Source organism: Streptomyces longwoodensis (assembly GCF_001514125.1).
Classification (GTDB): domain Bacteria; phylum Actinomycetota; class Actinomycetes; order Streptomycetales; family Streptomycetaceae; genus Streptomyces; species Streptomyces longwoodensis.
The window spans coordinates 201630-211353 of the sequence record NZ_KQ948565.1 but is presented as its reverse complement, the minus strand read 5'-3'; the positions used below and the strand labels follow the sequence as shown (position 1 = coordinate 211353).

General features: G+C 74.3%; 7 protein-coding genes. 2 read left to right on the top strand and 5 right to left on the bottom strand.

The window, feature by feature from the left end:
- From AQJ30_RS33965 to AQJ30_RS33950, 4 genes are all read right to left on the bottom strand, one after another.
- A partial coding sequence (locus AQJ30_RS33965) for a condensation domain-containing protein (protein WP_159052419.1) occupies positions 1–1817 on the bottom strand: 1817 nt, incomplete at its 3' end.
- Between the two features lie 36 nt (positions 1818–1853).
- The gene (locus tag AQJ30_RS33960; protein WP_067241517.1) at positions 1854–2111 is read right to left on the bottom strand and encodes an acyl carrier protein; all 258 of its coding nucleotides are present in this window, start codon (positions 2109–2111) and stop codon (positions 1854–1856) included.
- Positions 2112–2306: 195 nt separating this feature from the next.
- On the bottom strand, positions 2307–3350 hold the full coding sequence (locus tag AQJ30_RS33955) for a beta-ketoacyl-ACP synthase III (RefSeq protein ID WP_342671647.1): 1044 nt from the start codon (positions 3348–3350) through the stop codon (positions 2307–2309).
- A gap of 52 nt (positions 3351–3402) precedes the next feature.
- Positions 3403–4836 carry a helix-turn-helix domain-containing protein gene (locus AQJ30_RS33950; RefSeq protein ID WP_067241514.1) on the bottom strand — a complete coding sequence of 478 codons (1434 nt, stop codon included), beginning with the start codon at positions 4834–4836 and terminating at the stop codon, positions 3403–3405.
- A gap of 277 nt (positions 4837–5113) precedes the next feature.
- Here AQJ30_RS33950 and AQJ30_RS33945 point away from each other — a divergent pair, with 277 nt between their 5' ends.
- On the top strand, positions 5114–5323 hold the full coding sequence (locus AQJ30_RS33945; protein WP_067241512.1) for a hypothetical protein: 210 nt from the start codon (positions 5114–5116) through the stop codon (positions 5321–5323).
- Between the two features lie 394 nt (positions 5324–5717).
- Here AQJ30_RS33945 and AQJ30_RS33940 read toward each other — a convergent pair whose 3' ends face one another.
- A complete protein-coding gene (locus AQJ30_RS33940) occupies positions 5718–8933 on the bottom strand; it encodes an AfsR/SARP family transcriptional regulator (RefSeq protein ID WP_067241510.1) in 3216 nt (1071 codons plus the stop codon).
- A 302-nt stretch (positions 8934–9235) separates the two neighbouring features.
- Here AQJ30_RS33940 and AQJ30_RS33935 point away from each other — a divergent pair, with 302 nt between their 5' ends.
- On the top strand, positions 9236–9643 hold the full coding sequence (locus AQJ30_RS33935) for a nuclear transport factor 2 family protein (RefSeq protein ID WP_067241508.1): 408 nt from the start codon (positions 9236–9238) through the stop codon (positions 9641–9643).
- Positions 9644–9724 lie beyond the last annotated feature (81 nt).

Sequence of the window (9724 nt, the reverse complement as noted above, 5' to 3'; positions counted from 1 at the left end):
TGGGTGAGGTTGAGGGTGTCGAGGGTGTGGGCGGTGAGGTGCTCACGGAGTCGGTGGTGGTGCTGGGTGGTGGTGATGACGGTGGTGATGTGGGCGTCTGCGGTGGTGGACGTGAGGCGTTCGTCGGGGAAGTCGGGGTCGAGGACGGCGTAGGCGGCGCCGGTCTTGAGGGTGGCGAGGAGGGCGGTGGCGAGGTGGGTGCCGCGTTCGAGGAGGACGCCGATGATGTCTCCGCGGCGGGTGCCGGTGGCCGTCAGGTGGTGGGCGAGTTGGTTGGCGCGCCTGTCGAGGTCTTGGTAGGTGAGGTGTTGGTCGGCGTCGATGATGGCGGTGGCGTCGGGTGTCCGGGTCACCTGGGCGGCGAACACGGCGGGAACGGAACGGTGTTCGGGCGGGGCCGCGGTGTCGTTCCACCGCTCCACCACCAGCGCCCGCTCCTTCGCGTCGAGCACGTCCAGCTCCGCCACCGTCCGCCCGGGAGGCCCCGTCACCACGGAGGACAGCAACTGCACGAACGACTTGCGGTAGGCGGCCAGGTCCACGGACCCGGCCTGTGCGGCGTCCAGCGTGACGTCGAAGCGCAGGCCCCCGCCGTCGCCGTAGGTCACGGACAGCGTCAGGTCGTCCGCGGTGCCGCCGGTGGACAGCAGGTGGCTCACCGCCGGCAGGCCGGCGAACGTGGTCCGCTCGTCCAACGGCACGATGTTGACCACCGGGCCGAACCGGCTGCGGCCCCGCACCGGCCAGCCCAGGTCGCGCAGCAGGTCGGTGTCGGCGTACCGCTGGTGCCACTGCGCGCGCAGGCTCTGGGCCGCCACCCGGGCGGCCAGGTCCTCGCACGACTCCCGCGGGTCGATCCCGCAGCGCAGCGGCACGGTGTTGGCCGCCATGCCCGGGGTGCGGTGCGACCCCGGGGTGACCCGGCCCGGCACCGGGAGCCCCAGCAGCACGTCGGAGTCGCCCGCCCACAGGCCGCGGTGCAGCACCGCGACCGCCAGCAGGGCCTGCTGCCAGGTCACCCGGGCCCGTTCCGCGAAGCCGACCAGGGCGTCCCGCAGGCTCCGGTCCACCTCGGAGACGTCACGCACGATCCCGGCGGGCGGGCCCTGCGGGACGGTCCCGTCGGGCGCCGAGCCGTGCGTCGCGGCGTCCGCCGGTGTCGCCGGGGTCGCGGACCCCGCCGGTCCGACGGGCGGTTCGGCACCCTCCATGAGGCGGGACCAGTAGGCACGGTCGCGACGCTGGGCCGCCGAACCGGCGTACGCCGCCTGTTCGTCGAGCAGCACGGCGTACGACCCGTACGGCGTGCCCGGGTCGCCGCCGGTGGCCAGGGCCGTGTAGATCTCGGCGGCCCGCCGGCGCTGGATCGAGGCGCTGTAGCCGTCGTGCACCAGGTGGTGCACGCGGTGGTACCAGATGAAGTGCTCGTCGCCGAGGCGGAAGAGCAAGTGGGTGAAGAGCGGGCCGTGTTCGAGGTCCGGCGGGGATTCCAGGTCGGCCCGCATGGCGCGCATCGCCGCCGCCGCGGGATCGGGGTCACCGCTGACGTCGTACAGGTGCGGGGTGAAGTCCGCCTCGGCGGCGAAGTACTGCTGCGGGACGCCGTCGGCCTCGGTGAACCGCAGCCGGGTGGTCTCGTCCTCGGCCACCAGGGCCGCGACCGTCGCCCGGAGCAGGTCCGGGTCGGCCGGACCCAGGATGTCCAGGTAACCGCCCATGTGGAACACGGGGTTGGCCGGATCGAGGCGCTGGGCGTACCACACGCCCGCCTGGGCGGGACTGAGCTGCCGTCGTACTCCGGCTGCCGGAGCGGACATAGGAGTTCTCCCTGTGCTTCGGTGGATGGGCCCGGGTCACTGCCGCCGCAGGACGGCGTCGAGGATGTCCCGCACCGTGGTGATGCCGGTGACCTCGGCGTCCGCGAGCTGGAAGCCGAAGCGCTTCTCGATCTGGACGAGGATCTCCACGACGGACATCGAGTCGATGCCGAGGTCGGCGCCGAGGGCGGCGTCCAGGGTGATGGGGGCGTCGGTCTCCGCGACCGCGTCCTGGATCGTCGCGCTGATCTGCTCGAGGACGGCGGAGGCGGCGGGGGCTTCGGCGGTGGTCATGGGGTTCTCCTGTCGGTGGTCGCCGGGCGGGTCGCCCGGCGGGGGAGGGGTGCGTGGACGGGGTGGAGCGGGCGGGGCACCGACGCGGCGCGGGTGCGGTGCGTACGGCGGCCGGTGGGAGCGAAGTCGGAAGGGGTTCGGGCGGCGGACGAGGGCGTCGACGGCCGTACGAGCGCTACCGGGCGGGTTGGGGACTCAGGCAGCGGGCTCCGTGCCCACCGCGATGTCGGGCCAGACCAGGGTGGTCGCGCCCCAGGTCGCCCCGCCGCCGAAGCCGGCCAGGACCACCTTGGCGCCGGGCCGCAGCACACCCGACTCCAGCGCGTCGACGAGTGCGAGCGGGATGGACGCGGCCGAGGTGTTGGCCACCCGGTCGACGTTGCTGAACGCCTTCTCGGGCGGCAGGCCCACCTCGCCCGCGGTCGCGGTGAGGATCCGCTCGTTGGCCTGGTGCGCCACCAGCAGGTCCACGTCGTCCACCGTCCAGCCGGTGCGGGCGACGACGTCCCGGGCGGCCTGCGCCATCCGCTGCACCGCGTGCCGGAAGACGAGCCGGCCCTCCATGCGGAGGTAGCTCGAGACCGGGTCCGGCGCCACGCCCGCGGCCCGCTGCCGCGAGCCGCCGGACGGGGTGATCAGCGTGTCGAGGAGCGAGCCGTCGCTGCCGGTGGTCTGCGCGAGCAGCCCGCCGGGTTCGTCCGGCGACCCGGCGCGCAGCACGACCGCGCCGGCGCCGTCGCCGAAGATCGGGGCCGTCACCGGGTCGTCGTGGTCGACGATGGTGGAGATGGCGTCGGCGCCGATGACCAGGCCGCTGCGGAACGCCCCCGAGGCGATGAGCCCGGTGCCCGCCGAGAGGCCGTAGACGAAGCCCGAGCAGGCCGCGTTGAGGTCGAAGGCGGTGACGGTGCCGAGGCCCAGCCGGGTCGCCACCGACGGCGCGGTGGAGGGGAACGTGTGGTCGGGGGTGCAGGTGGCGAGGATGACGAAGTCGACGTCCGGGTCGCCGGCCGCGGCCAGCGCCCGCCGCCCGGCCCGGACGGCCAGGTCGGAGGTGGCTTCGCCGGGAGCCAGCACGTACCGCTGCTCGATCCCGGTGCGGACGCGGATCCAGTCGGGGGTGACGTCCAGGCGCCGTGCCAGTTCGTCGTTCTTGACCAGGCGGTCGGCCGTGACGGCTCCGATGCCGGCGATGACGGCCGTGACGCCGCCCGTGCCGGAGCGCATGTCGTGGGACAAGGGTCCTCCTTGGGCCTGAGGCGTTCTTCCGGCCGGGCCCGACGCGTTGCCGTCAGTGGGCCGAAGACCGTGGAAGCCCATCGAATACCGGCGCCGCCGCCCCCAGCGGCAGTTCTTCCGGCACTCCGGGAGCAGCTGTGGCGGCGGGCCGCGGCACCCCGTCCCGCCACACCGCCCGCACCAGCTGGAGGACCTGGAACCGGGACCGCCCCGGCCGGTGACTGGGCCGCACGACGCCCCGCAGCAGCAGGTCGCGCACCAGCCGGCCGCACTCGGGCAGCCTCCGCCCGGTGAGCGCCATCACGTCCTCGAGGCCGAACTCGCCGTCCCCGGCGCACACCGCGTCCAGCAGGTCGTGCCGGCCGGGGTCCAGCCCGCGCAGCCCCCGTTCCAGGCAGGCGCGCAGCCGGGCACCCTCCCGGGCGTCCGTGAGGTGGTCGAGCAGCGCGCCGGGGTCGCTCGCCAGGCACTCGCGCAGGGTCTCCACGTCGTAGACGACCAGCCAGTCGGCGGCCGCGCGCAGCGCCAGCGGCAGCCCGTCGAGGCGGCGGCAGATGTCGGCGACCGCGCCCGCGGTACGCCCGTCCAGGACGAACTCGGGCTGTACGCGCCGCACTTGGGACAGGAAGAGCTGGACGGCGGTCGTCCCGGCCAGCTCTTCTGCGGCGGCCGTCGCGCTCTCGCCGGCGTCGTCCGGCGTGGTGAGCGGGGTCAGCAGGAACACCCGCTCGCCGGGGACGTCCGACGGGTGGTCCGAGGTGATCAGCACCCGCAGCTGCGGGCACTCCCGCACGAGGCGGCCGAGCCGGTCCGCGTGGAGCCGGCCGGGGGCGCCGTCGATCACCAGCACCGTCGGGTGGTCGCCGACCAGCTCCAGGAAGGCCGCGGGATCGGTGTCCGCGCTGGCCAGCAGGTGTTCCACGAGTGCGCACACGGGCCCGGCGAACTCCTCCCCGTCCGGGTCGCTCCGGTACTCGCCGGTGGTTCCGGGCGCGGCGTGCCACAGCACGGGCAGCTCCGCCTCCCGGTGCAGCCGGGCCGCGACCTCCAGGGCCAGCCGCGTCTTGCCCACCCCGCTCAACCCGACCACCGTCACGAGGCGTTCGGTACCGGAGGCCAGTTCGTCGGTGAGCACCCGCGCCTCGGCGTCCCGCCCGAACAGCGGATGCGTCGCGACCGGGGGAGCGGGCGGCGCGGTCACGAACCGCTCGTGCAACGCCGCCGAGCGGCGGCCCTGGTGCGCCGCCGACTCCAGGTCCGCCCGCGCCTTGGGTCCCAGCCGCAGACCGTCGGCTATCAGCCGCACGGTGTCGGTGCGCGGCCGGGTGGCGCGCCCCTGCTCCAGGTCCCGGATGGCCCGGACGCTGATCGTCGACAGGTCGGCCAGCTCGCGCTGGGTCAGACCGATCCGCAGGCGGTGGCGGCGCATGAGGCTTCCGAACTGCGGCGGAACGTCGGCGGTTCCGGGTGCGGCGCTCGTGGTCATGTCTCGGTCCCTGTCCCCTCTGGTTCGTCGTGCGAGGCCGGCGGACGACCGCCGTGCCGGTGGCCGTTCGGTCTCTTCACCCATCATTCGGGGGCCGCTATCCAGCCGACATCACCGTGCGGACGGGCCGGAGTTAGCGCGCCGGGACGTGATAGCGGCCGGTGATAGCGCCGGGATAGGCGCGGGGACGGTGCCGGAATTCCGCTGGTTCCTAAGTTGAAGTCATCGCAGCGAACGGAACTGCGAAGCCCCGAAGGACCGATGAAGGGAACCTCCCATGCGCATCGCCCAGGCTCTCCGGATCACCGTCGCCACCTCCGCCCTGGCCGGCACGCTGCTGCTGGGCGCGCAGATCGCCCACGCCGACGACCCGGGCACGCCGGCCCACACGGGCGTCTCGGTCACCACCACGGGCACCGGCGGCACGGCCGACTCCGTCGCCACCCCCTCGCCCACGGCCACCACGGGCAACAACCCCTGGGACTGACCCGGCCGCCGGGCCGAGACCCGCCGACCGACCGCATCCTGACCGACGTTGCCGCGGGCCGCTCCCGGGCCAGGAGCCAGCCGCCCCCGACCGTCTTGTGGTCACCGTCAGGCTGGCCTTCGCCAACTCTTCCTCTCACGACCGCCGTTGATACGGTCCATCGTCAGACCGGCGCCCGACGTCCGACCGACTCCCGGTCGTCGACGCAGCGGGCCACCGCAGGGCCGATGCCCGGGCCCGACCGTCTCCCGGTCACCTCAGGGCCGATGCCCGCCCTCCGACCGTCTCCCGGTCGCCGTCACTCCGGGCCACCGCTGGCCCCGATGCCCGGGCCCGACCGTCTCCCGGTCACTTCAGGCCCGATGCCCCCCACCGGGCCCCGGCGGGCCCACCGTCACACCGCCCCGTCCCCCGGAAGCAATGAGGTCCCCTGGCCGTACGGCCCGGCCGGCAGTGGCAACGCCGGTGCGGGCGTGGTGAAGTCCTGGGGCGTGAGGCGCGCGGCCGGTGTGCTGGTCGCGAGGTCCGCCCGGTGCCGCGGTGCCGGCACGGCGTTCGCTCCCGGCTCGCCCGGCGCCAACAACGCCTCCGCCTCCCGCAGTTCGCGGGACATCCCCCGGTCCCGGAAGGTCGCCACGGCCGCCTCCAGCAGCTCCGCCATGGCGCCCGGACCGCCCGGACCCCCGCCGAGGCGCGCCAGGTCCAGCCGGACGACGGCCGCGCCGCCGACGTCCATGATCTGCTCCCGCACCGCGAGGGCCCGCTCCAGCAGCTCGCGCGCCTGGTCCACCCGGCCCATCCGCACGTGCGCGTCGCCGAGGTCCCGCAGCAGGTGCCCCTCGCCGATGACGTCCCCGCTCTCCCGCACCATGAGCAGGACCTCGCTGAAGGTCTGCGCGGCCCGCTCGTGCTCGCCCCGCTGGACCAGCACCTGACCGACCCGGCGTAAGGCGCGGGCCTGGCCGCCGGTGTAGCCGACCGAGCGGAACACCTCCAGGGCCTCCTCCAGCTGGACGTGCGCCTCAGCGGTGCGGCCCCGGCGCATCCAGATGTGGGCGCGCTGGGTCAGGACGATGGCCCGCCCCACCACGTCGCCGCCGCGCTCGAAGTCGCGCAGCGCCTGCGCGTACAGGTCGAGGGCCTGGTCGTCGTCGCCCTGGAAGCGGGCGAGCAGCGCCAGGTCGCGGCGGCACAGCGCCCGGCCGCTCGCGTCGCCCAGCCGGTCGAAGAGGTCCAGCGCCGACGTCAACGAGGCCTTGCTCTGCGTGGCCTGACGACGGCTCAGGTAGAGGGTGCCCATCGAGGTGAGCAGCGCCGCGGTGCCGCGCAGGTTGCCCGCGCGGCGCGCCGCCTCCAGCGCCAGGGTGTGCGTGCGCTCCCACTGGTCGAGGTAGCCGCGGGCCTCGAACAGCGTCACCAGCGTGGTCGCCAGGTCCCAGGCCAGCTCGTCCAGCCCCTCCTGGGCGGCGTGCTCCACGGCGTGGCACAGGTTGGCCTGCTCCTGGTCCATCCACTCCAGCGGGTCCGCGAGCAGCGCGTCGACGTACGCGGCGGGCGGGTGCCAGCGGCGCGCGCGGCCGTGCAGCACCGTGTAGTCGCCGCCGTAGATCTTGCTGTGCGCCAGTTCGGCCAGGGCCAGCCAGCCGCCCAGCATGCGTTCGACGGCGGCCGTGCGCTCCTGCTCGTCGCCGTGCGCGACGAGCAGGTCCCGGGCGAAGACCCGGATGATCTCGTGGAAGCGGTAGCGGAACTCCCCGGTGTGCTCCACGCCCACCACGTCGAGCATCTGCACGTCGACGAGGGGTTCCAGCAGGTCCGACGGGTAGGGGCGGCGGTCGTCGAGCAGCGCGCCCGCCAGCCAGCCGGGCAGCGCCGGGCCGTGGGCGAGGGAGAGCAGGCGCAGCAGGCGCTGTTCGGTGGCGCCGAGCCCGTCGTGGGTGAGGGACAGGCTGGCGCGCATGGTCATCTCACCGTGCGTGAGCTCGTCCAGCCGGCTCCGCTCGTTGGCCAGCCGGTGCACCATCGAGGCGAGCGACCAGTGCGGGCGCGCGGCCAGCCGGGCGGCGACGATCCGCAGGGCCAGCGGCAGACCGCCCACCGTGCGCACCAGCGCCTGGGCCGCCTCCCCCTCGGCCGCGACCCGCTCGGGCCCGATGATCCGCCCGAGGAGTTCCTGCGCCTGGCCGGCGTCGAGGACGTCGAGTTCGATACGGCGGGCCCCGGGCACCCCCGTGATCCGGGTGCGGCTCGTGACGATCACCGCGCAGGTGCTGGTGCCGGGCAGCAGCGGCCGGATCTGGCTCTCGCTCGCCGCGTCGTCGAGGACGACCAGCACCCGGCGGGTGGCGAGCAGGGTCCGGTACATCTCGGCCCGCTCGTCGAGGGAGTCGGGCAGCACCGGGCCGGGGATGCCGAGCGCGCGCAGGAAACGGCCGAGCACGTCCTGGGCGGAGACCGGGACCAGGCCGGTGCCCCGCAGGTCGCAGTAGAGCTGGCCGTCGGGGAAGTGTTCCGCGCTGAGCCGGTGCGCCACGTGGGTGGCGAAGGTGCTCTTGCCGATGCCGGGCTTGCCGATGATGACCGCGATCCCGACCGCGCTGCGGGTGCCGCCCTCCGCGAGCAGCGAGGTGACGGTCCCGATCAGCGCCTCGTCGCCGACGAAGTCGGCCGTGTCGGCGGGCAGTTGGTGCGGGACGCGGTCGCGGGAGGGAGCGCTGGAGGCGGCGTCCGCGCCGGACTCCGCCTCCTCCTGGGGTTCCCGGCCGTCCGGCCGGGAGGGACCGGCGGGTCTTCGCGCGGCCTCGGTGGTCTCGGCGCCCGCGCTGAGCGACGCGTCGCCGGTGAGGATCGCCGACTCCAGCCGCTTCAGTTCCTCGCCGGGCTCGAGGCCCAGCTCCTCCAGCAGCAGGGCCCGCGCCGCGCGGTAGGCCTCCAGCGCCTCGGCCTGCCGACCCGACCGGTACAGGGCGAGCATCAGGTGGCCGCGCAGCCGCTCGCGCAGCGGGTTCTCGTGGACCAGGCGGCTGATCTCGCCCACCAGTTGGTGGTGCCGGCCGAGGTCCAACTCCAGTTGCAGATACGTTTCCACAGCGGTCAGGCGCTCTTCGTCCAGCTGCAGCGCGCGGCCCCGCAGCGCCTCGCTGAGCACCCCGTCCAGACAGGGCCCGCGCCACAGGGACACCGCGGAGCGCAGCAGGTCGGCGGCCTCGGCGCAGCGGCCCGTACGCACCAGACCGCGCGCCTCGGTGACCCGGGAGCCGAAGAGGCGTACGTCCAGGAGCTCGTCCGGCGCGTTCAGGACGTAGCCGGGCGCACGGGTCGTGATGGGCGCCTCCACCCCGGCGTCGGTGATGGTCCGGCGCAGCCGCGACACACAGATCTGCACCTGGGTGCGGGCCGTGCCCGGCGGGTCGTCCCCCCAGATCAGGTCGACCAGTTGGTCCGTCCCGACGACGCGGTTGGATTCCAGCAGCAGCGCGGCCAGGACGACCTCCTGGCGGCCGGGCGGGATCCGCACGTGACCACCGGGTCCCCGCACCTCGACCGGGCCCAGGATGTTGAACACCGTCCGATGGGGGCCGGACCGGTCCGCGTCCAACGCATCGATCATGTGTCTCCCAGCTCAGACGCGGCCCGCGCGGGATGCAGCCGTGTGCAGACGTCAGTCATGGCACCCATGTCCGACTTCGACGGGTCACCGCGACGGACCACAGTGTCACTGACCGGACTGCGGCTTGTCCATGGAGCCCGGGCCTCCCTCAACAGCAACTTGTTGCATGGTGCACGAGCGGGGTCGGGGGAGATCCTGTGAAGCGGTGACGGTGCGTGATAGTGACGCGATAGCTTCCCGATGCGCTGGTGGGGGAGGGTGGCCCAGGGCTCGCGGCCGGGCCCGGGAAAGGAAGTGTGCACATGACCACGCGCGACATCGCCGCTGGTTCGGTCAGCGGCGCCGTGACGGCGGCCGGCATCGACCACGTGCGGCTCTCCTACCACTACCTGGACATCGGCGACATCGACGGCTACGGCTCGCTGCTCGCCGACGACATCCGGGTGGTGCGCCCCGACGCCCCGCTGCGGGCCGGCCGGGAGGAGGTGCTGAGCCTCCACCAGGACGCCCTGGTGCCTCCCGGCACCCACCACATCGTGGAGATCGTCGCGGAGGGCCACAGCGTCGTGGTGACCGGACGCCTGACCCCGCTGGGCGCCTCCCGCACGGACGGCACGGTGCGTGACCTGGAGTTCGTGGACTGGTTCACGCTGACCGACGACAGCATGCTGCGCGGCTACCGCCGTTACTACTTTGCCGCCCCGGCCTGACCGGCGCCTTACGCGGACTGGGACTCACCAGCGCCGTGGACGGCCCGGCCGCGGGTCCGGGCGGCCGCACCACCCGGTGCC

What these genes read in the sequence shown, in the direction of transcription:
- AQJ30_RS33960 (WP_067241517.1), bottom strand. Translation starts at nt 2,111, where the DNA reads ATGACCACCGCCGAAGCCCCCGCCGCCTCCGCCGTCCTCGAGCAGATC.
- AQJ30_RS33950 (WP_067241514.1), bottom strand. Translation starts at nt 4,836, where the DNA reads ATGACCACGAGCGCCGCACCCGGAACCGCCGACGTTCCGCCGCAGTTC.
- AQJ30_RS33945 (WP_067241512.1), top strand. Translation starts at nt 5,114, where the DNA reads ATGCGCATCGCCCAGGCTCTCCGGATCACCGTCGCCACCTCCGCCCTG.
- AQJ30_RS33940 (WP_067241510.1), bottom strand. Translation starts at nt 8,933, where the DNA reads ATGATCGATGCGTTGGACGCGGACCGGTCCGGCCCCCATCGGACGGTG.
- AQJ30_RS33935 (WP_067241508.1), top strand. Translation starts at nt 9,236, where the DNA reads ATGACCACGCGCGACATCGCCGCTGGTTCGGTCAGCGGCGCCGTGACG.